25 protein-coding genes, 2 pseudogenes and 1 riboswitch are annotated in these 24432 nt (G+C 70.4%); of the genes and pseudogenes, 8 read left to right on the forward strand and 19 right to left on the reverse strand.

The features are described from left to right. Positions 1 to 107: 107 nt before the first annotated feature. Entirely contained in the window at positions 108 to 938 is an 831-nt protein-coding gene (locus tag ACY0MR_RS02455; protein ID WP_361862526.1) for a bifunctional 5,10-methylenetetrahydrofolate dehydrogenase/5,10-methenyltetrahydrofolate cyclohydrolase, read from the reverse strand. A gap of 51 nt (positions 939 to 989) precedes the next feature. Then, a riboswitch (ZMP/ZTP riboswitch) is annotated at positions 990 to 1098 on the reverse strand. Positions 1099 to 1183: 85 nt separating this feature from the next. On the opposite strand from ACY0MR_RS02455, the gene ACY0MR_RS02460 reads away from it, so the two are divergent. Beyond that, positions 1184 to 2584, forward strand: a complete 1401-nt coding sequence (locus ACY0MR_RS02460) for a GAF domain-containing protein (protein WP_473558743.1) — start codon at positions 1184 to 1186, stop codon at positions 2582 to 2584. A gap of 43 nt (positions 2585 to 2627) precedes the next feature. Then, positions 2628 to 4151, forward strand: a complete 1524-nt coding sequence (gene exaC, locus ACY0MR_RS02465; protein WP_388799838.1) for an acetaldehyde dehydrogenase ExaC — start codon at positions 2628 to 2630, stop codon at positions 4149 to 4151. Between the two features lie 522 nt (positions 4152 to 4673). Here the strand turns inward: exaC and ACY0MR_RS02470 are convergent. Next, positions 4674 to 4949 carry a hypothetical protein gene (locus ACY0MR_RS02470; RefSeq protein WP_473558746.1) on the reverse strand — a complete coding sequence of 92 codons (276 nt, stop codon included), beginning with the start codon at positions 4947 to 4949 and terminating at the stop codon, positions 4674 to 4676. Between the two features lie 489 nt (positions 4950 to 5438). Between ACY0MR_RS02470 and ACY0MR_RS02475 the strand changes: the two genes are divergently transcribed. Continuing rightward, positions 5439 to 5753: a hypothetical protein gene (locus ACY0MR_RS02475; protein WP_473561655.1), complete on the forward strand. Its 315-nt coding sequence runs from the start codon at positions 5439 to 5441 to the stop codon at positions 5751 to 5753. On the opposite strand, the gene ACY0MR_RS02480 is transcribed toward ACY0MR_RS02475, so the two are convergent. The 7 genes and pseudogenes from ACY0MR_RS02480 to ACY0MR_RS02510 form a co-directional block, all read right to left on the reverse strand. Beyond that, positions 5665 to 5850, reverse strand: coding sequence for a hypothetical protein (locus ACY0MR_RS02480; RefSeq protein ID WP_473558749.1), 186 nt, complete (start codon positions 5848 to 5850; stop codon positions 5665 to 5667). The two genes, ACY0MR_RS02475 and ACY0MR_RS02480, sit on opposite strands and share 89 nt — an antisense overlap. Before the next feature lie 384 nt (positions 5851 to 6234). Continuing rightward, a pseudogene (locus ACY0MR_RS02485) lies at positions 6235 to 6770 on the reverse strand (DNA/RNA non-specific endonuclease); the annotation flags it as partial. An 8-nt stretch (positions 6771 to 6778) separates the two neighbouring features. Then, a pseudogene (locus tag ACY0MR_RS02490) lies at positions 6779 to 7042 on the reverse strand (transposase); the annotation flags it as partial. A gap of 10 nt (positions 7043 to 7052) precedes the next feature. Beyond that, on the reverse strand, positions 7053 to 8681 hold the full coding sequence (locus tag ACY0MR_RS02495) for a protein kinase domain-containing protein (RefSeq protein ID WP_473558751.1): 1629 nt from the start codon (positions 8679 to 8681) through the stop codon (positions 7053 to 7055). Between the two features lie 395 nt (positions 8682 to 9076). Beyond that, positions 9077 to 10294, reverse strand: a complete 1218-nt coding sequence (locus ACY0MR_RS02500; RefSeq protein WP_473558753.1) for an MFS transporter — start codon at positions 10292 to 10294, stop codon at positions 9077 to 9079. A gap of 7 nt (positions 10295 to 10301) precedes the next feature. Then, positions 10302 to 10769, reverse strand: coding sequence for an ArsI/CadI family heavy metal resistance metalloenzyme (locus ACY0MR_RS02505; protein ID WP_473558755.1), 468 nt, complete (start codon positions 10767 to 10769; stop codon positions 10302 to 10304). A gap of 36 nt (positions 10770 to 10805) precedes the next feature. Further along, positions 10806 to 12215 (reverse strand): NAD(P)-binding domain-containing protein, encoded by a 1410-nt coding sequence (locus ACY0MR_RS02510; protein WP_473561657.1) that lies wholly within the window; start codon positions 12213 to 12215, stop codon positions 10806 to 10808. 232 nt (positions 12216 to 12447) lie between these two features. Here ACY0MR_RS02510 and ACY0MR_RS02515 point away from each other — a divergent pair, with 232 nt between their 5' ends. Together ACY0MR_RS02515 and ACY0MR_RS02520 are read left to right on the forward strand one after the other, a co-directional pair. Then, a complete protein-coding gene (locus tag ACY0MR_RS02515) occupies positions 12448 to 12843 on the forward strand; it encodes a peptidase inhibitor family I36 protein (protein ID WP_473558757.1) in 396 nt (131 codons plus the stop codon). A 98-nt stretch (positions 12844 to 12941) separates the two neighbouring features. Beyond that, a complete protein-coding gene (locus tag ACY0MR_RS02520) occupies positions 12942 to 13304 on the forward strand; it encodes an ArsR/SmtB family transcription factor (RefSeq protein WP_473558760.1) in 363 nt (120 codons plus the stop codon). 330 nt (positions 13305 to 13634) lie between these two features. Here ACY0MR_RS02520 and ACY0MR_RS02525 read toward each other — a convergent pair whose 3' ends face one another. After that, entirely contained in the window at positions 13635 to 14450 is an 816-nt protein-coding gene (locus ACY0MR_RS02525) for a TSUP family transporter (protein ID WP_473558762.1), read from the reverse strand. Positions 14451 to 14599: 149 nt separating this feature from the next. Between ACY0MR_RS02525 and ACY0MR_RS02530 the strand changes: the two genes are divergently transcribed. After that, a complete protein-coding gene (locus tag ACY0MR_RS02530) occupies positions 14600 to 15112 on the forward strand; it encodes a GNAT family N-acetyltransferase (RefSeq protein WP_473558765.1) in 513 nt (170 codons plus the stop codon). A gap of 92 nt (positions 15113 to 15204) precedes the next feature. Here the strand turns inward: ACY0MR_RS02530 and ACY0MR_RS02535 are convergent, their stop codons facing one another. Together ACY0MR_RS02535 and ACY0MR_RS02540 are read right to left on the reverse strand one after the other, a co-directional pair. Next, positions 15205 to 15600 carry an ArsR/SmtB family transcription factor gene (locus ACY0MR_RS02535; protein WP_473558767.1) on the reverse strand — a complete coding sequence of 132 codons (396 nt, stop codon included), beginning with the start codon at positions 15598 to 15600 and terminating at the stop codon, positions 15205 to 15207. 11 nt (positions 15601 to 15611) lie between these two features. Beyond that, complete coding sequence (locus ACY0MR_RS02540; RefSeq protein ID WP_229902042.1) at positions 15612 to 15941, reverse strand: ArsR/SmtB family transcription factor; 330 nt, start codon at positions 15939 to 15941, stop codon at positions 15612 to 15614. 399 nt (positions 15942 to 16340) lie between these two features. Here ACY0MR_RS02540 and ACY0MR_RS02545 point away from each other — a divergent pair, with 399 nt between their 5' ends. Continuing rightward, positions 16341 to 17462 (forward strand): permease, encoded by a 1122-nt coding sequence (locus ACY0MR_RS02545; RefSeq protein ID WP_473558771.1) that lies wholly within the window; start codon positions 16341 to 16343, stop codon positions 17460 to 17462. A 156-nt stretch (positions 17463 to 17618) separates the two neighbouring features. Next, positions 17619 to 18092: a GNAT family N-acetyltransferase gene (locus ACY0MR_RS02550; RefSeq protein WP_473558773.1), complete on the forward strand. Its 474-nt coding sequence runs from the start codon at positions 17619 to 17621 to the stop codon at positions 18090 to 18092. 80 nt (positions 18093 to 18172) lie between these two features. Here the strand turns inward: ACY0MR_RS02550 and ACY0MR_RS02555 are convergent, their stop codons facing one another. The 7 genes from ACY0MR_RS02555 to ACY0MR_RS02585 form a co-directional block, all read right to left on the reverse strand. Continuing rightward, positions 18173 to 18994, reverse strand: coding sequence for an S-methyl-5'-thioadenosine phosphorylase (locus ACY0MR_RS02555; RefSeq protein WP_473558776.1), 822 nt, complete (start codon positions 18992 to 18994; stop codon positions 18173 to 18175). Next, positions 18987 to 19769 carry an acireductone synthase gene (mtnC, locus tag ACY0MR_RS02560; RefSeq protein ID WP_473558779.1) on the reverse strand — a complete coding sequence of 261 codons (783 nt, stop codon included), beginning with the start codon at positions 19767 to 19769 and terminating at the stop codon, positions 18987 to 18989. Before mtnC ends, ACY0MR_RS02555 begins: the two co-directional genes overlap by 8 nt. Continuing rightward, positions 19769 to 20344 (reverse strand): 1,2-dihydroxy-3-keto-5-methylthiopentene dioxygenase, encoded by a 576-nt coding sequence (locus ACY0MR_RS02565; protein ID WP_473558781.1) that lies wholly within the window; start codon positions 20342 to 20344, stop codon positions 19769 to 19771. Before ACY0MR_RS02565 ends, mtnC begins: the two co-directional genes overlap by 1 nt. Then, positions 20341 to 21033 carry a methylthioribulose 1-phosphate dehydratase gene (mtnB, locus tag ACY0MR_RS02570; protein WP_473558784.1) on the reverse strand — a complete coding sequence of 231 codons (693 nt, stop codon included), beginning with the start codon at positions 21031 to 21033 and terminating at the stop codon, positions 20341 to 20343. Before mtnB ends, ACY0MR_RS02565 begins: the two co-directional genes overlap by 4 nt. Continuing rightward, positions 21030 to 22055 (reverse strand): S-methyl-5-thioribose-1-phosphate isomerase, encoded by a 1026-nt coding sequence (gene mtnA / locus ACY0MR_RS02575; protein ID WP_473558786.1) that lies wholly within the window; start codon positions 22053 to 22055, stop codon positions 21030 to 21032. Before mtnA ends, mtnB begins: the two co-directional genes overlap by 4 nt. A gap of 49 nt (positions 22056 to 22104) precedes the next feature. After that, complete coding sequence (locus ACY0MR_RS02580; protein WP_384330249.1) at positions 22105 to 23367, reverse strand: ATP-grasp domain-containing protein; 1263 nt, start codon at positions 23365 to 23367, stop codon at positions 22105 to 22107. A gap of 546 nt (positions 23368 to 23913) precedes the next feature. After that, positions 23914 to 24222: an ArsR/SmtB family transcription factor gene (locus ACY0MR_RS02585; RefSeq protein ID WP_073903917.1), complete on the reverse strand. Its 309-nt coding sequence runs from the start codon at positions 24220 to 24222 to the stop codon at positions 23914 to 23916. Between the last annotated feature and the right edge of the window lie 210 nt (positions 24223 to 24432).

Genomic DNA, 24432 nt, shown 5'->3' on the forward strand with positions numbered 1-24432 from the left:
CGCGGCCACCTTTTTAAGGCCGCGGGGAACGGCCTGTACAGAAACGTGACCAACGCACCCCCCGGTCGCGCCCCTCCCTCCTTCCGTCGCCCCGTCACGATCCGGTCCTACAGGCCGAGCTGACGCTCGGCGCCCTCGACGGTCTGGGCGAGGAGCACGGCGATCGTCATGGGGCCGACGCCGCCCGGCACGGGGGTGATGAGCGAGGCGCGCTCCGCGGCCGAGGCGAAGTCGACGTCGCCGATGTTGCCCGGGTTGTAGCCGGCGTCGACGACGACGGCACCGGGCTTGATGTCCGCGCCCTTGATGAAGTTCGGCTTGCCGACCGCGGCCACGAGGACGTCGGCCTCGCGGACGACCGAGGAGAGGTCCTCGGTACGGGAGTGGCAGTACGTGACGGTGGCGTCCCGGCCGAGGAGGAGCAGACCGGCCGGCTTTCCGAGGATCGCGCTGCGGCCCACGACCACCGCGCGCCTGCCGCGGAGTTCGACGCCGTACGCGTCGAGGAGGCGCATGATGCCGCCGGGCGTGCAGGAGACGAAGCCGGGCAGGCCGAAGCCCATGGCGGCGAAGGAGGCCATGGTGACGCCGTCGACGTCCTTCTCCGGGGCGATGGCCTCGAAGGCGGCGCGCTCGTCGATGTGCGGGCCGACGGGGTGCTGGAGGAGGATGCCGTGGACCTCGGGGTCCTCGGAGAGGGCCGTGATCGCGGCGACGAGTTCGGCGGTGGTCGTGGTCGCGGGCAGTTCCACGTGCCGGGAACGGATTCCGGCCTTCGCACAGCGGTTCTGCTTCATCTTCACGTAGGTGACCGAGGCCGGGTCCGCTCCGACCAGGACAGTCGCGAGACAGGGCGTGACCCCGGTGCGGCGGGTCACCTCGGCGGCGCGGGCGGCGGTCTCCTCGACGGTGCGGCGGGCGAGGGCGGTGCCGTCCATGAGGGTGGCGGTGCTGGTGGACACGGAAACTCCTGGGCGTCGTCTCTGACAGGTGGTCGCCCAGGCGCACGGCATCGGTGCGGTCGCGCCGGTCGGGAACGCCTCCGCCGGGCCGCTCCCCGGTGGTGATCCACCTCAAGCGCCAGTCACGGCCCGAGCCCCACTCTACGTGAGCGGTCGGGGGCCGGTCCCGGACAGGGTGGGCGGAACCGGCGCCGCGACGCTTGTCGACGGCGTCCCCGGGCATGACGATGAGCCGGACGGGCCGGGACGACCTCGACGAGGAGGCCGAGTTGAGCGGGAGACGAGTACCAGGACGGACGGCGTCGGGGAACCGGCCGGCCGACTGCGGACCATCGACGCCCGCGGCACCGGCCGCCGCGGTCCCGCGGCCGGGCGGCGCCTCCGGGCCGGGCCGGCCGGATCCCGGGACTCCGGCCGGAATACCGGAGACCGGGGAGGTCCGGCCGCTGGTCGCGGCCTCGTGGCGGCGCTCCGCACGCGCGCGGGTGAGTCCGGACGGAGCGGCCCGCGTGGAGCTGGACGAGGACGAGCTCGCCGACCTCCGGGACGGCCATCCCCTCGCGGCCGCGATGCCGGTCGTCCGGGAGCTGATGGGGGCGTACGCGACGGACGGGGAGCATCTCCTCGCCGTCTGCGACGCCGCCGGGCGGATGCTGTGGGTCGAGGGGCACCCGGCCACGCTCCGTAAGGCGCGCGGGATGAACTTCGTCGCCGGGGCCCGCTGGTCGGAGGCGGCCGCCGGCACCAACGCGCCCGGGACCGCCCTGGCCGTCGACCGGCCCGTGCAGGTGGTCGCCGCCGAGCACTTCCGGCACCCGGTGCGGGCGTGGACCTGCGCCGCGGCCCCCGTGCACGACCCGCGCAGCGGGCGCGTGCTCGGCGCGATCGACATCACCGGCGGGAGCCGGCTCGCCCATCCGCACAGTCTCGGCTTCGTCCAGGCGGTGGCGCGGGCGGCGGAGTCGCAGCTCGCGCTCCTCGCTCCGGCACCAACGACGGGCCGGGCGAGCCTCGCCGCGCTCGGCCGCGACGAGGCCGTCCTGACGCTCGACGGGCGCCAAACCCGGTTGAGCCGGCGGCACAGCGAGATCCTCGTCCTGCTCGCACACCGCCCGGAGGGCCTCGGCGGCGAGGAGCTCCTGACCCTCCTCTACGAGGACGAGTCCGTGACCCCCGTGACGCTGCGGGCCGAGTTGTCGCGGCTGCGGGCGCTGCTGGGGCCGGAGCTGCTGCGGTCGCGGCCGTACCGGCTCGCGGACGGCACGGACGCGGACTTCGCGGCGGTGGACCGGCGGTTGGCCGCGGGGGCCGTCTCGGCGGCGGCCGGAACGTACGCGGGCCCCCTGCTTCCGGCCTCGCTCGCCCCCGGTGTCGTACGCCTGCGGGAGCGTCTCGCGGGCCGGCTGCGGGCCGCACTGGTCGACCGGGGGGACCCCGGGCTGCTCGCGGACTGGGCGTACAGCGGCTGGGGCGAGGACGACCTGGTGGTCTGGCGGGCGCTGTGCGCGGCGGTGCCTGCGGCCCAGCTCCCGCCCGTACGGGCGCGCCTCGACTTCCTGGAGGCGGAACTGTCCGCCGGTGCAACGGTGTTGCAACCTCCGGGTCCGCACACTCGGCGGTGACGTCGGTCAGGGACGGCCGGCGCGTCCGAGGGAGGCCCTGCCCATGACCCGTTACGCCGCACCCGGTACCGAGGGCGCGCTCATGTCGTACGAGGCCCGGTACGACCACTGGATCGGCGGCGCGTACGTCGCTCCGGCGCTCGGCCGCTACTTCGAGAACCCGAGTCCGGTGGACGGCCGCCCGTTCACCGAGGTCGCGCGGGGCACCGCCGAGGACGTGGAGCGCGCCCTCGACGCGGCGCACGCGGCCGCTCCCGCGTGGGGGCGGACCGCGCCGGCGGACCGCGCGGCCGTGCTGCTGCGGATCGCGGACCGGATGGAGAGCCGCCTGGAGGAGCTGGCGGTCGCGGAGAGCTGGGACAACGGCAAGCCGGTCCGGGAGACGCTGGCGGCCGACATCCCGCTCGCGATCGACCACTTCCGCTACTTCGCGGGCGTGCTGCGGGCGCAGGAGGGTGCGCTCAGCGAGATCGACGACGACACGGTGGCGTACCACTTCCACGAGCCGCTGGGAGTGGTGGCGCAGATCATCCCGTGGAACTTCCCGATCCTGATGGCGGTCTGGAAGCTGGCGCCCGCGCTCGCCGCGGGCAACGCGGTGGTCCTCAAGCCGGCCGAGCAGACCCCGGCCTCGATCCACTTCTGGCTGGGGCTGGTGGCGGACCTGCTGCCGCCGGGCGTCCTCAACATCGTCAACGGGTTCGGCGAGGAGGCCGGCAAGCCGCTCGCGTCCTCGCCGCGCGTCGCCAAGATCGCGTTCACCGGCGAGACCTCGACGGGCCGGCTGATCATGGGGTACGCCTCCGAGAACCTGAAGCCGGTGACGCTGGAACTCGGCGGCAAGTCGCCGAACATCTTCTTCGACGACGTGTGGGCGGCGGACGACGACTTCCGCGACAAGGCGCTGGAGGGCTTCACGATGTTCGCCCTCAATCAGGGCGAGGTCTGCACCTGCCCCTCGCGCGCGCTCGTCCAGCGGGGCCACTACGGCGAGTTCCTTGAGGCGGCGATCGCCCGCACGGAGAAGATCGTCCCGGGCCACCCGCTCGACACCGACACGATGATCGGCGCACAGGCGTCGGCCGAGCAGCTGCGGAAGATCGTCTCGTACCTGGAGATCGGCCAGAAGGAGGGGGCCCGGATCCTGACGGGCGGCCAGGTGGTCGAGCACGGCGGCGACCTGGCGGGCGGCTACTACGTCCAGCCGACGATCTTCGAGGGGGACAACCGCATGCGGGTCTTCCAGGAGGAGATCTTCGGCCCGGTGGTGGCGGTGACCTCGTTCACGGACTTCGACGACGCGATCAGCACGGCGAACGACACCCTGTACGGCCTGGGGGCCGGCCTCTGGACCCGCGACACGAACACGGCCTACCGCGCGGGCCGCGCCATCCAGGCGGGCCGCGTCTGGACCAACTGCTACCACGCCTACCCGGCCCACGCGGCCTTCGGCGGCTACAAGCAGTCGGGCATCGGCCGCGAGACCCACCGGATGATGCTGGACCACTACCAGCAGACGAAGAACCTGCTGGTGAGCTACTCCCCGAAGAAGCTCGGGTTCTTCTAGGGACACCAAAGGAGGCGCCTGACCTGGGCTTTCGCCCGTCAGGCGCCCCTCACTCGCACCGCAAAGGGAGGGGTCGCGTCTGCGCCGAAACTCCCATTTCCTCCCGCCCGTGTCCCAGTCCTGACCAGCACTTCCGGACCAGTCACGGACCAAACTCGGGACTCACCGATCAGTCGCCTGACCGCGGCTGACGCGGTCCCACTCCTTCATGGACTGCTCGATGAGGCGGTTGGCCTGCTCTCGCACGCCGCCAGGAAGTTGGCGTAGTGCCGGAAGAGGACCTCGATGCTCTGCCCCGCGCGGCGGGCGCGCCCCGGCGAGTCCGCGAGGACTGAGGTGTAGCAGGGTGGAGCGAGCCGTCGTCCAGGTCGACCACCCGGCGTCCACGAGAGGAACGGCCACGCGGTCGGCGAGTTCGTCGTCGTCTCCGGCCAAGTGGCGCGGAAGCACCCAGTAGGCCGGGCGGGAGGAACGGAAGGGGTGGTTCGGGTTCAGGGGCGCCTCCAGGCGGTGGGGGTGGGGCTACCGCGCGGCGATCCCGGTGCGCGAGCGGCGGGGTGCTTCCGTCGGCTCGTGCCAGCCAGCGGCGACGGCAACCTCCGGCGGGACGGGGCCCTGCTGATCCCCGTTCCCCGTCACGTAGACCGTCGTACGACCGAGCGCGTCCTGCGCGGCGATCACGTCGCCGATGCCATGACGGAAGGGGAAGAGTGGGTTGATGGCGAGGCACACAGGGGTGTCGGGGTCGACCGCGGACAGCCGGTCGATGAGGTCCCGAGCGGTAGTGGTGGAGGACAACGGCAACTCCATGGGCATACACCTCTCTGACCTGGACATTTTCGAGAAGGTGTCTACGTTGACATCCCTTCGCCCCTGTCCACCAGGCCCTCCCCGCTTCTTCCTGTCTGCCTGGGGCGAACTCTCGGATTGGGCCCTTGGACGCGTTCCCACGCGACGGGGCGGGCCGGTGGTCAGGGCTCCGGATTCTCGTCCTGGGCGGTTCTCCAGCGGTCGCAACAACGTTGACCACTCCTGATCGGTCGACACGCGTGCGGCAGCCAGACCCCCCTGTGCTCGTCGGACAACCCCCGTGGCACCGCGCCGCTCGGAAGCTGCCGCCGCATCACATAGCCTGGCTGAGCAACTGAGAACGAGCGGAGCCACGGATCCCGCACCCAGGCCTTCGTCCGGCAGAGCATCCAGATACGGACGTGGCCTGCTGGCGATGGCCACGCCGGCCCGAACACGAACGGCTCACAGTTCTTCGTCGTCTACGGCGACTCCGCGCTGCGACCGATCTACACGGTGTTCGGCAAGGTCAGCCCCGCAGGTCTGGCGATACTGGACAAGGTCGCCGCCGGAGGCATCGAGCCGACCGCGGAGGAAACCGGCACCGGTCGACGGCACACCCGCACTACTGAGGTCCGTCATCTGGAGATTCTCCAGCCAGTGCGCCGGCTGGCGGCTCGATCCCGCCGCTGGTGGAGAGCGCACCCCCGTATGCCCGCGCCCGTCAGCCGCCCAGGATCTCGTCGTTCGGATCGAAGGTGTGGTCGTGGACCGGCAGGTTGTCGAGGATGTCGGAGTGGGCATCGCCGGTGAGTACGGAGAGGATGAACCGGGCACTCGGCACCGGGTGGTACTCCCACTCCGGTCCGCGGCCCGCGTTCGCCAGGACGGTCCAGTCCTCGGGGCGCACGCTCTCGCCGGTGAGCCAGTAGAGGTAGGCGCCCGTCCCTCGATGTACGCGAAGGGAAGCAGCCCCGCACCGTCGTCCTCCAGCTGCTCGGGACGGTGCTCGAGACCGATCTCCCACAGCCGGGCCAGCACCTTGGCGCGCTCCGCCTTCATGGCCAGGAGGTCGTAGTCGAGGTCGGCGCAGTCGGGCTCCAGGATCCAGATCGTCTCGTCGAAGACGCCCCCGCCGTAGGTGTCGACCAGATCCTTGAAGTCCTCCGGCAGGGCGCTGCCCAGGCGGGCCTCGACCCCGGGCCAGGCCCGCGGCTGACGCTCTGCCGGCGGCGGGACGACGCGGGTGAGCTGTTCCACGTCAGGGTGCATCAGGGTGTCTCCGGGTGAGGGCTCAAGGCTTGGGGGCGTTCAGGAGGTGATGTGGTTGGTCGGGGACGCGCCTTCGTAGGGGGTGCACTGAAACCCCTTGTTTCCGGTGGTGTGGATCGACAGGCCGATCGGGACCAAGTCGGTCGGGTCGTTCGTCCGGTAGATCGGGGTCACCGTGTAGTTGATCGTCTCGTGGTTCTTGTCCACGGCGTGTCGGATCTGGTCCTCGATCGCCTTCATGACCGGGCTGTTGGCATTGCGGTGCATGGCCACGAAGTTGCGGGTGTCCTTGTCGGAGCCGCCGATCTGGGCGCCGAGCAGGTGGGTCTTGTTCCACTTCTTGTACTTCTGGTAGCCGACGACGTTCGTCGGCGGCCTGGTCGTGCCACCCGTCATGCCTGGTTCGATCTTCGCCCGCATGGTGCCGGACCGGCCTCCCGGTCCGGTGCTGAACCGGACGCGACCGCCCCAGGTGGGGTCGGTCTCGTCGCACGGCGTCAGGCCGAGCGGATCCTGGAGGGTGAAGGGGTTGTCGACGTAGGTGAACGGGTTTGGGGCGCGGACACGAAGCCGTGGAGCCAGGCGAAGGTGCGCTCGACCACCCATCTGTAGGCGCCCAGACCGCTCCCGTGCGCTGTGCCGCAGCGAGCGATGACGGGGAGGATCCGACGGGCCCGGTCCGGGTCACGGTAGATGTCGTGGTCGTAGCCGCGGCCGGCGAAGACCGACGGAGGCTTGCGGCGAGGCCGCCCGGGCCGGCCTCGGACTGGTGGGACGGCATCGAGCAGGGGCGTGAGCTGGGTGACCTCGTTGCGGTTGCCGCCCGCGAGGCCGGCTCGGTCAGGCCAGTCTGATCGCGTCGCCATCCACCGAGATCTCCTGTGCGGGCAGCGCAATCGTCGCCGGCCCCCTCTGCACGCTGCCGTCGGTGATCGAGAACGCACTGCCGTGGCACGGGCAGTTGATGACCCCATGGGCGATGTTCGACACCGCACAGCCCGAGTGGGTGCACGTCGCCGAGAACGCCGTGAACGTGCCCGCCTCGGGCTGGGTCACCACCACACGCTTGCTTGGGAAGATCTTGCCACCGCCGACTGGGATGTCGGTGGTCTTCGCGAGCTCGCTCCCCGTGCCCGTGTCCTTACCGCCGCTCGGACTGCTGGAGTCGCCGCTGCCGGGGGTACCGGTGTCCGGGGAAGGGGTGGCGCTCGGTGAGGGGGACTCGCTGGGTGACTTCGAAGTCCTGGCGCCGGAGTCCGAGGCGTCGTCGGTGAGTTTCCAGCCGGTGAGGCCGACTCCCACGGTGAGAGCGGTGCCTGCCAGGCCGAGGACGGTGCGGCGTCCAGTGATCGGACGTACAGGTTCGGGGCGACGTCCGGCACGCGGCGGGATGACGCCCAACGGCCCTGCTGCCGAGGTGGGTGCGGGCTGCTGCGGGACCGAGGGGGCGGGACAGTGCTGTTCCGTGGTCCGGGATGGAGTCCGCTGCGACCCGGGGGTGAGTGGCGGGCCGATTGCCGGAGCGGGGCTCGGCTGCTCGGATGGTGGGGTGCCGGGCAGGTCCGTAGCCGTGTGTGCCTGCACCAGCCGTGCCACCTGGTCTGGCATCCAGCCTGGTTCGGCCAGCAGCACGACGGTGGCCGTGTCCACACCGGCTCCGTCCGTGGAGGCGAGCCGGTCGAGGAGATGCGCGACAGTGGGGCGCTCGCCGGGATCCTTGGCCAGGCAAGCGGCCACCACCTCGCACAGGTCGGGTGGCAGAGAGGCGAGGTTGGGGGGTTCGTGCACAGCGCGGTAGTGCAGGGCGTGCGGAGTGCCGGTGCCGAACGGTCCGGCGCCAGTGCTGGTGTAGGCCAGCACCGCGCCGAGGGCGAAGACGTCGCTGGCAGGTCCGACCGGCTGACCGGTGAGCTGCTCGGGGGACATGAAGCCGGGCGTGCCGATGGTCGAGCCGGTGGGTGTCAGTGCGCCGGCCCCGCTCGCGACCGAGATGCCGAAGTCGATCACTCTCGGGCCGTCGGCGGCCAGGAGGATGTTGGAGGGTTTGAGGTCGCGGTGGACGACCCCGACGGCATGGATCGCCTCCAGCGCCTCGGCCATCCCGGCGCCCAGGGCGATCACGGACCGGACGGGCCAGGGACCGTGCCCGGCGATCGCCTCTTCCAAGGCGACACCGGGGATGTAGACGGTGGCCAGCCAGGCCGGGAAACCCTCCACATCGGCGTCGACCACGCCGGCGGTGAAGGCCCCGTTCACCCTGCGGGCGGCGGTCACCTCACGGGCGAAGCGGCGCCGGAAGTCGTCGTCTTCGGCCAACTCCGGGCGAACCACCTTCACCGCTACCGGGCGGCCACCCGGCGAGCGCGCCAGATACACCAGGCCCATGCCACCCGCGCCGAGCCGTGCGACGAGCCGGTAACGCCCCACCATCCGGGGGTCCTCCGGCTTCAGGACCTCGAACACTGCCACCCCACGCTCCCCCACCCTGTGGCTCCCGAGGCCGCTGCCGTGAATGCCACGTCGTTCCCCGATGGCCTCTGCCACTCTTACCACGAAGGGCCGGAGCCCACGGGCGAAAGCCGCATGCCAGGACGGACCGATCGCCCTGATCATTGGGGTCTTGCTCTCCGATCTTGCCGAATGCCACGGAGACCTGGTCGAGTTCATCCCGAACTGGCCGTAGTCCCGCGTCGGCACCGCCGGATGCCCCATGGCGTGGCGCGCTGTGCCTATACGTCAGGACCGAGGCGCTGCCAGAGCGCCCACGGTCATGCGTGCCAGGTCGCGGAGCCACTCCGCGAGCTCCTTCGAGGGCGCGGGGTGCCTAGCGGCTTCGCCCCCCAGGCACAGAAGCTCGTCTCGGTCTACCTCGCACCCCGGACCGATGTCGCCGTCGCGACGAGCGCTGCCGCCGACCCGATGGCAGCGAGCGCTCCGAACAGCTCTGGATAGCCGCCCAGCGGTCCTGCGAGCAGGGCGGCGGCGAAGGGGGCGAGGGCTGAGGCAGTCATGGGAAGTGCAGCCAGGACTCCAGAGAGTCGGCCGTAGTGCTCTGTGCCCCAGCGGTCGGTGATCGCGGTCGCCTGGAGGAGGGTGAGGTTGCCGCGGACCATACCCGCTGCGATCGACACCGCGATCACCAGGCCGTACGGGCCCGGCGTGAGGGCGAGTGCCGCGGTCGTGAGGGCGCCCAGTGCGATGAGGGTCGTGGTGCGGACTGTCGTACCGGTGTGACGGGCGAGCGGGGCGTAGAGCGTGCGGCCGAGGGTCTGGCCCGCGCCGCCGAGGCCGAGAACCCAGGCCGCTTGGGAAGTGGTGTAGCCGCGTTCGAGCAGAAGCGGGACAAGTGTGACGACCACCGCGTACATCGCGAAGGCCGAGAGAGTGAACGCTACCGCGAGCAGGAGGAACGGGCGGCTGCGGGCGACCGAGCCAGGGCTCGCCTCCGTACTGGCCGGGGAGGGTGCCGCCGGGGGCCAGGGGGCCCTGAGGGCGATCGCGTGGGCCGGGATCGTGACGGCGGCGAGGATCGCCGCCAGCACCAGATAGGTCTCGCGCCACGACAGTTGGTCGGCCAGGGCCGCGGTGAGCGGGGCGAAGACCGTGGACGCGAGGCCGCCGGCGAGGGTGACGATCGTGAGGGCGCGGACGTGGTCGGGGGCCCACCAGCGGGTGAGGGCGGCGAACGCGGGCTGGTAGAACGTGGCCGCCATGGCCAACCCGCCCATCAGCCACCCGGCGAAGAACACCGGAAGGTTCGGCGCCAGGGCCACGGTCACCAGACTCAGGACCCCGGCCACGGAGCCCGCCGTCATGACCGTGCGTGGGCCGCGGTCGTCGATGATGCGGCCCACGCGGATTCCGGCGGCCCCGGAGACGACGAGGGCGAGCGAGAACGCCGCCGTCGTGGCGCCGGTGGACCAGCCGCTGTCGGCGGTGATCTGTGGGTTCAGGACCGGGAAGGCGTAGTAGACGATGCCCCAGCCGGTGATCTGGGTGGCGCAGAGTGCGGGCAGGACGGCGCGGGGCCGCGACCGGTCCCCTGCTCCGGTCGCGGCTCCGCGGGTGTGGAGGTCGGTCATGGAGAGGTCAGCAGCATCCGCCGGCGGCGACCGGTTCACTCGCCTTGTTGTCGGCGGTGGCCGCCGGGTCGGCGCAGCAGGGGCTGCCCTGTCGCCTGGTCAGGGTGTCGGCGTCCGCCTTGACGACGTACACCTCCCACGGTTCGCGGCCGGGGCCGTGGACCCACACCTTGTCCTGGAGGGCGTAACAACAGGTGGTGTCGTTCTCCTCCGTCGTCGGCAGACCGGCCTCGCCCAGGCGGGCGGTGGCGGCACGCACCGCCTCGGTGGTGTCGACCTCGACGCCGAGGTGGTCCAGACGGGTGTCCTCGTTCTCGGCGCCCTCGACGAGGACGAGTTTGAGCGGCGGTTCCTCGATGGCGAAGTTGGCGTAGCCGTCGCGGAGCTTGGCAGGTTCGGTGCCGAAGAGCTTGCTGTAGAAGGCGACGGACGCCGCCAGGTCGGGTACGCGCAGGGCGAGCTGTACGCGGGACATCGTGTTCCTCCAGCTGGAGTGGGTGGATGGGGCGGGTCAGCAGCCGCCGGAGACGGCCGGCGCTCCGACGCCGATCTGGAGCGCCGTCGGGCTCGCGCAGCAGCCGCCGTCGTCGGTCGAGGTGTCGGCGGGCTGGTCGAAGAGGCCGGCGCCGCCGCAGACCCCGGTCTCGGGGAGTACGAGCTCGACGCGTTCGGCGGACTCACGGTCGCCGGCGAGGGCGGCGACGACCGAGCGGACCTGCTCGTAGCCGGTGAGGGCCAGGAAGGAGGGGGCTCGGCCGTAGGACTTCATGCCCACCAGGTACACGCCTTCCTCCGGGTGCGCCAGCTCCTTCACACCGTGCGGGTAGACCGTGCCGCAGGAGTGCTGGTTCGGGTCGATCAGCGGAGCCAGCTCGACCGGGGCCTGGAGACGGTCGTCCAGGCCTAGGCGGAGCTCGTCGAGGAAGGTCAGGTCGGGACGGAAGCCGGTGAGGACGATGACCTCGTCGACCGGCTCGAGCCGTCGACCGTCCTCGGCGACCAGGACCAGGCGCTCGCCGTCGCGCTCGATCGCATCCGTACGGAAGCCGGTGACTGCGTCCGCGTACCCCTCGTCGACCGCGGCCTTCGCCGCGAGGCCGAGGGCGCCGCGTGCGGGGAGCTGGTCGGCGCTGCCTCCGCCGAAGGTGTTGCCCGAGATGGCGCGCCGCAGGATCCATGTCGCACGGGTGTCCGCGCCGTCCTCGGACTTCGCGAGGGCGGCGAGCGAGGCGAGGGCGGTGAAGGCGGAGGCTCCGGAGCCGATGACGGCGGTGCGCCGGCCTGCGTAACGGGCTTGCACCGCGGGGTCCTTGAGGTCGGGAACGCGGTAGGAGATCCGGTCGGCCGCCGCCCGTTCGCCGAGGGCCGGGAGTCCGTCGCCGCCGGCGGGGCTCGGGGTGGACCACGTACCGGAGGCGTCGATCACGGCCCGGGCGAGGACACGCTCCTCGCGTCCATCGCCGTACCTGATGTGCACGGTGAAGGGCTGCTGCTCGCGGTCCGCGTCGACGACCCGGTCACGTCCGGTGCGGGAGACGCCCGTGACCCGGGCGCCGAGCCGAATCCTGTCGCCGAGGACGTCCGCGAGCGGCTGAAGGTACGCCGCCACCCAGTCCCCGCCGGTCGGGTACGCGTCCGCGTCCGGCTCCACCCAGCCGGTCGGGGCGAGCAGCTTCTCGGCGACCGGATCGACGACCTCGCTCCACGCGGAGAAGAGCCGCACGTGGGCCCACTCCTGTACAGCAGCTCCCGCCTGACTGCCGGCCTCCAGGACCAAAGGTTCCAGGCCCCGGTCGACGAGGTGCGCGGCAGCGGCCAGACCGGCAGGCCCGGCTCCGACGACCACGACGGGCAGCTGGTCGATGGTGGCGACGTTCACGGATCTTCCCCTTTTGATTCGATGTTCGTCGATCTCTTGCATCTTCAGCATGGCACTTGATTCGACAAGCGTCAACATAGACATTTATCGAATCCCGCCACCCCTTCGAGGCTTCCCGACACCGCCTGCCGCCAGGCCCCATCACGCTTCCGGAGGCGGTCGAGGCATGAAGCCGCACAGTCAGGGCTCGAACCCGACCGACCATCGAGGTCGCCGGTCCACATCGCGCCACCAGGACGGGCCCATACGGGCCGACCGGACGGAAGGGGACCCCATGTTCCAGGGATATCGGCGCAAGACACTCAGCCTCGTCGCGCTCACACCGAGTGCCACCACCTGGCTGCTGCCCGCGCCTGCCAGCGCCGCGCCGACAGCCGCCTGGGCATGCACCTCGGGCAGGATCTGCGTCTACTCCGGCGACAACGGCACCGGCTCCGTCTGCTCATGGAGCAGCGACGACGCCGACTGGCACAACGGCGCCACCGTGTGCAGCTGGACCGGGTCGACTCACGTGCAATCGGTGTTCAACAACGGCACGTCGACCCGCCCCGTCACGGCCTGCACAGCTATCAATTACGGCGGCATAGCCGCGGTGTGCGTCTGGATGGGCGAGAAGGCGAACCTGTCTGAAGTAGGGACGTACCTGCGCTCGCATCAATGGGTCTGCTGAGCGCCCTCCAGGCAGCGCCTACCTCGGCACCCCGAGCGAAGCCGCCCCTCTCTGTCGACCCTCTGGGCACCTGGTTCGACATGTGTCAACATAGATACATGTCGAATGCGAGGGTGCTGCCGCTACTGGAGCCCAAGATAGAGCGCTGCTGCCCGCCCCTCAACGAGCGGCCGCTGACCGCTGAGGAGGCCGAGCGGACCGCCGTCATGTTCAAGGCGCTGGGCGATCCGGTCCGGCTGCGGCTCTTCTCCTCTGTCGCCTCGCACGAGGGCGGCGAGGCGTGCGTCTGCGACATCTCCGACGTCGGCGTCTCTCAACCCACGGTCTCCCATCATCTGAAGAAGCTGAAGGAAGCCGGGCTGCTCTCCTCGGAACGGCGCGGCACCTGGGTCTACTACCGCGTCGAGCCCACCGTCCTCGCGGCCATGGGCGCCCTCTTCACCAAGGCCGCCTCGGCCTGACCACGGTCTCGCGGCCGCCGAGGCGCCGCCTGCGTAGTCGCGTGGCGCCGCTCGTAGGCGAACTACGCGCTGCGCGGCCTACGTCCGAGGCACGTCCTACTCTTCCCCGAGTTCGGACACCACGGGAACGCACGGCTTCCTGCCGATCGACTACCCCATGCCGGTCTCCGGCGAGCCGACCGCGCTGGGAAGCGGCGTCTGGTCGACGCTGTCCGAGGCTGGCGACGTCCTCTACGTCTGGGGTCCCCGCGTCCTGGAAGGGTGATCTCGGCACCGTTTCCGCGCGACTGCTACGGACCGGCACTGCTGATCGCCGATGCCTCGGCACCGTCATTCGTGGCGGGCGAGCTTCACCGCCGAGACCAGCAGGATCAAAGCCAGCGCAGGAATCAATACCGCATCCGGGAAGACTCCAAGGAGCAGCCCGCCCAGTACCGCACCCGCCACAGACCCTGCGGCCATGACCATGGTGAAGCGCAGGTTCGCGCCAAGTACCGCGAAGCTACCGTCCCGGCTGTACCGGGCGAATGCGACGAGCATCGTCGGCAGGGAGACCAGGAGGGAGAGGCTGCCCGCGGTCCGGATGTCCTCTCCGAAGAGCAGCACGATCGTGGGAATCAGCAGCTCACCGCCAGCCACGCCCATGATGGCGGCGACCACTCCGATGCCGAACCCCGCCATCACTCCAGACGGCACCTCAGCCCAGAGCGGCAGGTCAAGCGTGCCCAAGGTCGTGGTGTGGGTGACCACCAGGGCAGCCGCCATCATGGCCATCAGCCCGGCCAGCACCTTGTAGAGGCTGGCGGTGCGCATGCGCACCGCCCAGGAGGCCCCGGCCCACGCACCGAGCAGACTGCCGGCCAGGAGGTTGACCGCGACGGGCCAGCGTGCAGCCACCTCCGCCGCCGGAACCGCTGCCAGTCGGGCGGGCAGCGCAACCAGGACCACGACCAGGCTCATCGCCTTGTTCAGGATGACGGCCGACAAAGCGGCGAATCCGAACAGGCCGATCAGCAGAGGCAGCCGAAACTCCGCGCCGCCCAGCCCGATCATTCCACCCAGAATGCCGATGACTGACCCAGCCCCGAACACCACGGGCGCCGAGCGAATCGATCGAAGCGGAACGAAGGCCTGGTCAGTACTCACGCGATGCATCCTCGCTGCTGAGTGCCCTGCGCACTACGACGCTGTGCGATCTTCGGGGAAAGACACCGGGCGTCCGTTCAGCATTCGTCCACTCCTCCCACGCCCGCCTCGACCCCGGACTCACACCGCCGTCTGGGAGACTCCGCCCCATGACCGGATCAGCCACCCGCACCATCACCGTCGTACCGCTCACGGCCGATCACGCCGACGAGGTCGTCGCGATCTACCAGGCCGGCATCGACGAGGGCAACGCCACCTTCGAGACCATCGCTCCGACCTGGGCACAGTTCGACGCGGCCAAGATGCCCGAGCATCGATTCGCCGCGATCGACAAGGCCGGCCGGGTGCTCGGGTGGGTGGCGGCCACGAAGGTCTCCGACCGGTGTGCGTACGCCGGAGTCGTCGAGCATTCCGTGTACGTACACCCCGATGCGCGGGGGCGCGGCGTCGCCTCGGTGCTGCTGATGGCACTCATCGACTCCACCGAGGCGGCCGGGATCTGGACGATTCAGTCCGGCATCTTCCCTGAGAACTGCGCCAGCCTCGCCGTCCACGCCCGTGCGGGCTTCCGGATCATCGGCACGCGCGAGCGTGTCGGGCGCCACCACGGTGTCTGGCGCGACACCGTCCTCGTGGAGCGTCGCAGCCCGCGCATCGACTGACAGCAAGGAAGCACGCACATGCCCGCACGCATGCCTGCACACCAAGACAGAACGGCGCCGCCTCCCCTGTTCAGGGGAGGCGGTACCGAACGTCAGGATGCCTGGGCCGCCAGAGCGATCTCTTCCTTGCCGACCTTCTCGGTGTCGGCGAGAAACTCCCCCAGCGAGGCCAGGACGCCGGGCGCCGGGCGGTAGTACACCCAGGTGCCGCGCCGTTCGGAAGTGAGCAGGCCCGCTTCCCGGAGCTTCTTCAGATGGTGGCTGACCGTGGGCTGGGAGACACCCACGTCGGCTATGTCGCAGACGCATGCCTCACCGCTGGGGTGCGAGGCCACTCTGGACAGGAGGCGGAGTCGGACGGGGTCGGCCAGCGCCTTGAACATCGCCGCCATGACCTCGGCGTCCCCTTCGGACAGCGCGGCGGTCACGATGGGTGGGCAGCAGGCGGTAGGGGCCGCACCAGGTATGTGTGGGGTCGACTTGGTCAAGGGGCCGATCCTTACGCCGAGGCCGCGGGGCGGCCCATGACGGCGTCGGCCGCACTGGGGAAGCAGGCCACGCAGGCGACGTTGATGGAGTAGAGCATCGAGGTCCCCTGGCGCTCGCGCAGGACGAATCGCACGTCGGCGAGCAGCTTCAGGTGGTGGGACACCGTCGACTGTCCGACGCCCATCCGGTCCACGATCTCTCCGACACTCATCGGCCCTGTTGCCAGCGCGAGGAGATTGAGGATCTGCACGCGGGTCGGGTCGGAGAGGGCCTTGAACCAGGTTGCGTAGGACTCGGCCGTGCTTCGGTCGATCAGCTGGGCATTCATCGTACCGCTCATGATCCATCGATGTTATTCGATGACCACCCCTGGCGGCAAGGTTCACTCCAGGCGGATGAGGCCCTCGGAGGACCCACCGAGGGCCGCCCGCGCCAAAGGCGCGCCCGCGTTCGCGGGCGCGAGCGACTGTGTAGTCACCACATAGCAGGTAGCCGGGGTGGTGCGACCTGGGAACAAAGCCCGCTTCCGGACGACCGCCACCAAAAGCGCAGGGCGGACTTCTTCGACACGGCCAGGGGTCCAGGATCCCCATTGCCGGGCTCTCCTTTAATCGTCTATCATCGATATTCGATTAAAGGGGAGCCGGTCGAGCTTCCCCACGCGGCTCGCCACGCCCCCGTACGTTCGTGCACGGCGCCGCTCCCCCTTCATGTGTCACCGTCTCAGAGAGGTTCACCTGTGGACGAATTGCTGGCCCTCGGCCGGTTCATCCTGTTCGAGGTGCTGCACTATCTCCCGTGGTTCCTGGTCGCCATCGTCCTGGGCATCGCCGTACAGCGTCTGTCGATCGACGTGGTCGCGCGCCGCAGCTTCGCCCACGGGCGCAGGGGCGTCCTCGGCATCGCCATCGTCACGGCCATCGGAGCGTTCAGCCCCTTCTGCTCCTTCACTGTGATCCCCTTGATCCGCCGCTTCCTGATAGCCGGCGTACCGCTCTCGGCGGTCATGTCGTTCTGGATCGCCTCACCCTCCATGGACCCGGAGATCTACGCGCTCTCCGCCGCCCAGCTGGGGATCCCCATCGCCACGGCACGCCTCATCGGTGCCCTGGTGCTGAGCTTCGGCGCGGGTCTCATCGTCCTGGCGCTCGAACGGCGTGGGCGGTTCGCCGATCCGCTGCTCGACTCCACCGAGGAGAAGAAGCCCGCGAAGACCTGCTCCCAGGAGACGGTGACCGTTCCCGAGACGGCGTGCTCCACGGCGAAGGCGACCGTGCCCGAGCCCGTGACCGTGGGTGGCGGCGGTACCGGCGGCGGCACGTCCGAGGGCGGCTGCGCAGGGGCCGCACAGGAGCCCGAGCCTGCGGCGGGAGGCTGCTCCACCGCCGCACGGAACGACGAGGACGACGACGGGACCCCGTGGCGTGTCCTTGTCCGGCGTGACATCAAGAACCTGCGCGCCGGCGAGATCCTCAAGGAGATCGTCAGCGACTCCCTGATCCTGGGCAAGTGGCTGCTGCTCGCCATCGTCCTCGAGGCCCTGATCGTCCGCTACGTGCCCACCGACGTCGTGTCGGGCATTCTGGGCACGGACGGCGTCCTGTCCGTCCTGGTCGCCGGGCTCATCAGCGTCCCTCTCTACCTCAACGGCGTCGGTGCGATCCCGGTCGTCGAGGGCCTCCTGGACCAGGGCATGGTCGCTGCCGCGGGTGTCACCTTCCTTCTCGGCGGTGCCATCACGACGATCCCGGCGATGGTGGCCGTCAAAAGCGTCGTCAAGGTGAAGGTCTTCGCGTTCTACCTCGGCGTGGGCCTGCTCGGCAGCATGGGCATCGGTCTGGTCTCCCTGGCGATTCTCTGACCTGGAACTCCACCTCACCCCCCACCCACGCTCCTGTGGCGGTCGACGCCGCCACAGGAGCGTCGCCGTACCCGCCCGTGCGCACCTGCCAGGAGCGCACCCGGAAAGGAGCCGAGCATGTCCACACTTCCACGCACCGCAATCGCTCTCGCCCCCATGACTGACGACCATGCGTCCGCCGTGATGGCGATCTACCAGCAGGGCATCGACGAGGGAAACGCCACGTTCGAGACTGTCGCACCGCCGTGGAGCGCCTTCGACACCACCAAGATGCCGGCCCATCGGCTCGTGGCGCTCGACCCGCATGGGCAGGTCGTCGGTTGGACGGCGGTGTCCCGTGTTTCGGCTCGCCCAGCGTACGCGGGAGTCGTCGAGCACTCCGTGTACGTCAGCCCCGCGGCCCGCGGAGCCGGCGTGGGTCGCACACTTCTGGAGGCGTTGATCGGCTCGACGGAGAAGGCAGGGATCTGGACGATCCAGGCCGGCGTCTTCCCCGAGAACGCGGCGAGCCTGGCCCTGCACGAGTCCGCGGGATTCCGTGTGCTCGGCCGGCGGGAGCGCGTGGCCCGCCACCACGGCCTCTGGCGCGACGTCCTGCTGGTGGAGCGCCGCAGCCCGGTGGTCGAATGACTGATGCCGGTCACCACGGTGACCGGCATCAGCCTGCATGTCTCCGACCGGTAGGGACATGGCCCGTACCGACCACCGTGTCAGGGGAGCTCGAACGGCAGGTCCATCCCGTCCAGCGCCGTCGCGCACGCGCATTCCCTCTCGCGCTCCAGGGCGTCGACGGTCTTCAGGACCAGGCCCTTCAGTCGTTCCACGTTCGCCGCGAACACGCGGAACACCTCGTCCTGCGAGACGCCTTCGCCGTGCTCCACCCCCGCGTCGTAGTCGGTGACCAGGGCTATGGAGGTGTAGCAGAGGGCGAGTTCACGGGCGAGTACGGCTTCGGGGTGCCCGGTCATGTTGATCAGGGACCAGCCGGCCGAGGCGTACCACTGGGACTCCGCCCGGGTGGAGAACCGGGGGCCTTCGACGACCACCATCACTCCCCCGTCGTGGACGTCGGCGCCCGCCTCCCCCGCCGCCTTGAGCACGGCCGCGCGGCCCGACGTGCAGTACGGGTCGGCGAACGACACGTGGGTGGCGCCGTGCTCGAAGTACGTCTGGACCCGGCCGGCGGTCCGGTCGACGAGCTGGTCGGGAAGGACGACGCTTCCGGGGCCGAGGGACGCGCGCAGCGAGCCGACGGCGCAGGGTGCGAGGACCTGCCTCACCCCCAGTGAGCGGAGGGCCCACATGTTGGCGCGGTAGTTGATGCGGTGCGGGGGCAGTTCGTGGTGGCTGCCGTGCCGGGGCAGGAAGGCCACTCTGCGGTCGCCCACGGTGCCGACGGACACCGCGTCGGAAGGTGAGCCGTACGGGGTGGTGACCTCGACGCGCTGCACCGATTCCAGAAGTTCGTAGAAGCCGCTGCCACCGATGACGGCGATGTCGGCCTTCGGCGCCGAGCCGGACGGATCACTCATCGCTTGGGTCCTCCTGCGGGTGCGTGTCGACCGGGGCGGTGGAGCTGCCCGGGCCGGGTCGGGAAACGAGTGGGGTGAGGGAGACAACGGCCCTGTGGCCGGGCACGGCTTCGCGATCGTCCTCGGGGCGGCGCACGGCCACCGTCTGCCAGCCGGCCGCGGCCGCGGCGTCGAGCTCGGCACCGACATCGCTGACGAACAGCAGGTCGGCGGGTGCGTGCCCCAGCTCCGCCGCGATCGCACGGTAGGAGTCGGCATCCGCCTTGGGGCCGGCCGTGGTCAGGTCGAAGTAGCCGTCGAGCAGGGGACGCAGATCGCCGTGGGCGGTGTGGCCGAACCAGTCCCGCTGGGCGGCCACGGAGCCGGAGGAGTAGATGAAGCGGCCCGTGCCCTGTGCCTGCCAGCACTCGAGAGCGGGCGGCACGTCCGGGTACACGTGACCGTGCAACTCGCCTGCCGCGTACCCACCGGCCCAGATCAGTCCCTGGATCGTCTTCAGCGGCGCCGCCTTCACATCGGCATCGGCCCACTGCTCCAGCAGCACCAGAGCGCTCGCCTCGTCCTGGACCTTCCCGGTGTGGGCGGTGACCGCGTCCAGGATCTGCCGCCAGGGGGCGGTGCCGCGGTGAGCGGCGAGCCAGGTAGCGAGCCGCTCACGCGCGTAGGGGAAGAGAACGTCACGTACGTGACTGAGGGAGCCGGTGGTTCCCTCGATGTCGAGGACGACAGCCCGCGGTCCGTTCTCGGGAGCTCGGGCCTGTCGGCTGCCCGGCATCAGCCTTCCCGCAGGAGAGCGTCGAGGCGGGGGAAGCCTTCGGCGATGGGCTCCTGGGTGAAGTCGCCCACCCAGCCGTCCTCCTTCTCGAAGAACCGGATGGCGCAGAAGTCCGGTACCGGACCCATGTCGAACCAGTGCCGGGTGCCGGCCGGGACCGACAGCAGGTCACCTGCCTCGCACACGACGGCGTACACGCGGTCGTCGAGGTGCAGGTAGAAGCAACCGGTGCCGTGGGCGAAGAACCGGACCTCGTCCTCGGCGTGCCGGTGCTCGTCGAGGAACGTCGAGCGTGCCTCGGCCGCCCGCTCCCGCCACTCCGCTCCCTCCTCGGGGTGGAGGCGGGCGACGTCGACGAGGCGCAGCCCCTGGTCGGCGCACAGCTCGTCGACCTCTGCCCGATAGGCGTCGAGCAGTTCCTCGGAGGAGGTCTGCGGCGTCACCTCTGCGCGCTGCGGCCAGCGACTGAAGGAGACCGACCGTTCGCGCAGGGCCTGCGCGATGGCTCCCTCGTCGCGAGTGCGAAGCAGGACGGTGTCCGGTGCGTCGTCCGGCATGATCTGCAGCAGTGTCATGGCGCGGTCCTGTGGTCGGGTGCCTGCACGGCACGGGAGACATGCAGCTCGGCGTGGGAGAGCACGAGCAGTTGGCAGAGCGATTCGAGGCACTCGAGTCGGTTCTTCGCCTGGCTCAGCGAGTCGCCCCACGCGGTGATGCCGTGATCTGCCAGGAGGAGCCCGGGCATGCCGTCCGGGTTCGCCGTGAGATGGGCCGCCACGTCGTCGGCGATCCGTTCGACCTGGGGCCAGTTGGGGAAGACCGGGAGGTCGGCGACGGCCGGATCCTTCAGTCCCAGGCCCTTGAGCAGCTCGAAGCGCTCCATCCGTACCGAGGAGACAGCGTCCCGGGCAGCGGCACGGTGGGCGACGACGGTGGCGTACGGGGAGTGAACGTGGATGACGGCGCGGGCTCCGGTGGCGCGGTAGACCGCCGCGTGGATGGAGGTCTCCGCCGAGGGGCGGTCCTGGCCGGAGTGGGACGCCTGGCCTGTGCGGGCGGCAACCTCGACGACGTCCCGGGCTGTCAGCTCGCCTTTGTCCCGGCCGCTCGCCGTGATCAGCGCGCGGCCGGGTTCGTCGGGCAGCCGCATGGAGATGTTGCCGGACGTGCCCGGCATCCACCCACGCTCGTACAGGGTGCGGGAGATGTCGGCCAGCTGCTGGGCGCTCTGCTTGCCGGCGGCGGTCGACGGCGCGTAACTCATGCGCTCACCTCGGATGCGTGGTGGACACCGTACTCGGAGACGATGGCGGTGATCAGAGAGGCAGGGGTGACGTCGAAGGCGGGGTTGTACGCGCGGGTGCCGAGCGGAGTGGTGCGGATCCCGCCGTACGCGGTCACCTCGTCGTCGGCGCGTTCCTCGATGACGATGTCCCGGCCGTCGGCAAGGGACCTGTCCCAGGACGATTCAGGGGCGACGACGATGAACGGGATGCCATGGTGGGCGGCGGCGATCGCCAGCGCGTAGGTGCCGATCTTGTTGGCCACGTCCCCGCGCACGGTGATGCGGTCGGCCCCGACGATGACGCAGTCGACGAGCCCCTGACTCATGGCCGCTGCGGCCGCGCTGTCGACGCACACGCGGTGCGGCACACCGGCTTCAGCCAGTTCCCAGGCCGTCAGCCGGGCTCCTTGCAGGAGTGGCCGGGTCTCGTTCACGAGGACTTCCGTGACCCTTCCGGAGTCGGCGAGCGCGAGGATCGTGCCGAGGGCGGTACCCACGGCGGCGGTCGCGAGCCGGCCGGTGTTGCAGTGGGTCAGGAGGCGCAGGGACCGCTGCGGGCAGCGGTCCCGTACGGCCTGGACGGCGTGCGCGACCATCTGCCGGTTGACCGCCAGGTCCTCGTCGATCATGGCGGTGGCTTCGGCCAGGACCGCGTCCGGACCATCACCGAGCTTTGCGAGAGCCCGGTCGACGGCCCAGGCAAGGTTGACGGCTGTCGGGCGGGCTGCGGAGATCCGCTGCGCGTCGGCGCGCACGGCCTCCTGGCCGTCGCCGGTGATGCCCAGCGAGCAGTGGGCGTAGGCCGAGAGCGCGACGCCCAGGGCGCCCGCGAGACCGATGGACGGGGCACCGCGTACTGCGAGGGTCGTGATGGCGGTGATGACGTCGTCCACGGTGTTCAGGCGCAGAAGCCGCCGCTCGTGGGGCAGCGCGCGCTGGTCGAGGGTGACGATCGCGTTGTCGTCCCAGCGCAGTGACGGCTGATCGGAGGGCTTGCTCACTGGCGGCGGCTCCTTGGGGCCTGAAAGGTGGCACCGGTCGGTCTGATGGTCAGCCGGTCAGGGGACGAGCCCGCAGTTCGACCAGAGTGGGCGCCGCCTCCACGTCGGCGGTCACCTGGTCGTGCTCGTCGCCGACGGCGATGACATAGCCGTACCGGTTCATGTACGCCCGGGGCGGGAGGGCGAGCCGGGTGCCGGGGCCGGCCGTGGCGACCGCACTGTGAACCGTGGGCCCGAAGAGGTCGGTGCGGACGGTCACTTCGACTGCCTCGCAGTCGCGCTCCGGGTAGAGAAACCTGATGGCTGCGGTCTTCTGCGCCTTCGGCGCGGTGTCGGGGACCAGTCCGGCCGCCACGCGGGCGGCTGCGACGGCGGGGTCGGTCCCGGTGGCGAGCATTCCGATGAGGGGGATGAAGTCGCCGCCGAGGCGCGCGTTGATTTCGACGAGGCGGGGCCCCTTGGGGGTGAGCTTGAACTCGGTGTGCGTGGAACCGTGTTCGAAGCCGAGCGCCTTGTGGATGCGGTGCAGCTGGTCGAGAAGTTCAGCGTCCTGGAGGAGGGGGTCAGCGGCTTCGACCGTGTGTCCGGTCTCCTCGAAGTACGGGTCCATGCCGACCTGCTTGCGCGCCACGATCATCGGGGTGCACACGCCGTCGACGACGACCGCGTCGATGCTGATCTCGGGGCCGGTGAGGTACTCCTCGACCAGGACGTCGGCCTCGTAGCGGGGTACCCCGGGCCAGTTGGCGGAGCTGGCCGCCTCGAAGGCCGCTTCGACGGCGTCGCCGTGGTCGGCCCGGACGACACCGAGGCTGCCGGCGAGTCCACGGGCCTTGACCACCACGGGATAGCCGGTCGCGTCGGCCGCACGACGTGCCTCGGCCGCCGTGGAGACCGCGGTGCAGGCCGGCTGCGGCACGTCGGCTGCCGTCAGCCGTGCCCGGGTGGTCGCCTTGTCGCGGCAGGCGAGCACCGCGTCGGGCGCACTTCCGGGCAGGCCCAGGGCTTCGGCGAGTCGCGCGGCGGCGTGCACGAGGGACTCGTCGTAGGTGAAGACCCCCGCAACGGGGAGCTGTTCCATGACCTTCTTCGCCTCGACAAGGAGTTCGTCGAGGTTCTTGGTGTCGAGGAGCGTGGTCCCCTCCACGTACGGCAGTTGCCAGCTCGGCTCGTGGGCGTCGAGGAGCCACAGGCGGAAGTGGCGGGAGACGGCCGCCACGATGTACTCCCGGTAGCGGCGGTCACCGCTGCCCATGAGGAGCAGGACCGGTGCCTCGGTGGTGGACGAGTGCGGGTGGGGCGTGGCGGCCATGGCGAGAACCTTCGTGTCGACGTGTGGTCGGGGCCGAGGCCGGCCGACGCAGTGGTGCAGAGCCCTGGTCGGAACGACGCTGTCGGCCGACGGCCGGAACCATTCCAGCATTGAGCGATGTATGTCAATAGATCGATGAACGGCTGAAGGTCGCCCCTCAGCCGGACGTGACCGCCACACGGCACCCCTGCACCGATTCGTCCAGCTCTGGGGGCGCTTGAGCATGCCGATGAAGTCAGCCGGTGTGGACGTTCGCGCAGATGAGCATGGTAGGCGCCAAGTGCGCCCACAGTCCTTGCGTAGTCGAACGATCCCGCCGCGAGGCTCCACAGTGATACCCGGGCCGCGAGGAGAACGACCAGAATTGATCGGCACCTATCGATTCTGCAGACGTGGCGGATGACCGTGGACCGAAGCCGCAGCGGGGTCGTCAGAGTGGCGGGGAGAGGGCGGCTGCGGGTGCGGATCGCGATCCGCGCCCGCGCGGTCACGGGTGAGCGGACGTCGAGACGACGCGGGCGCTCCAACGGTGAGGCGGCCGAGCCTTCAGCCGCAAGGCCGCCGGGGTGAAGAGGCCTCACATCCCCCGTCGGCCAACCCACCGAAGAACGTGGCCAGGTCGGTCAGCACCTCAGGGCGCAGTCGGTAGTAGGTGAAACGCCCGCAGGGTTCGGTCTCCACGACGCCCGCTTCCCGGAGAACCCGGAGGTGGTTCGACAGGTTCGTCTGCCGCGCACCCGTCTCCTCGACGAGGTGAGTCGTGCACAGCGACTCGCGGGCAAGCAGGCACACGACGCGAAGCCGCAGGGGGTCCGCCAGGGCCCTCAGTAGTTCTGCGTTCACCGACGTCAGCATGACCCGATCGTGACACACCGAACACAACCGGCGTCAACCACCAGATCCCTGAACATCCTTGCACCACAGCCGATGTGCGGCGGCAGGGCCTGCGCGGTCTTCCCCGGTGAGCACTACCTCGACGAGAAGCTCGACGAGCCGGTCGGGCTGAGGATGGGGACAGCGAGCCTCATCCTCCACACCCTCAGAAGTCTCGTCGAGCATCTCCTC

It is taken from the genome of Streptomyces sp. JN8 (assembly GCF_055808075.1).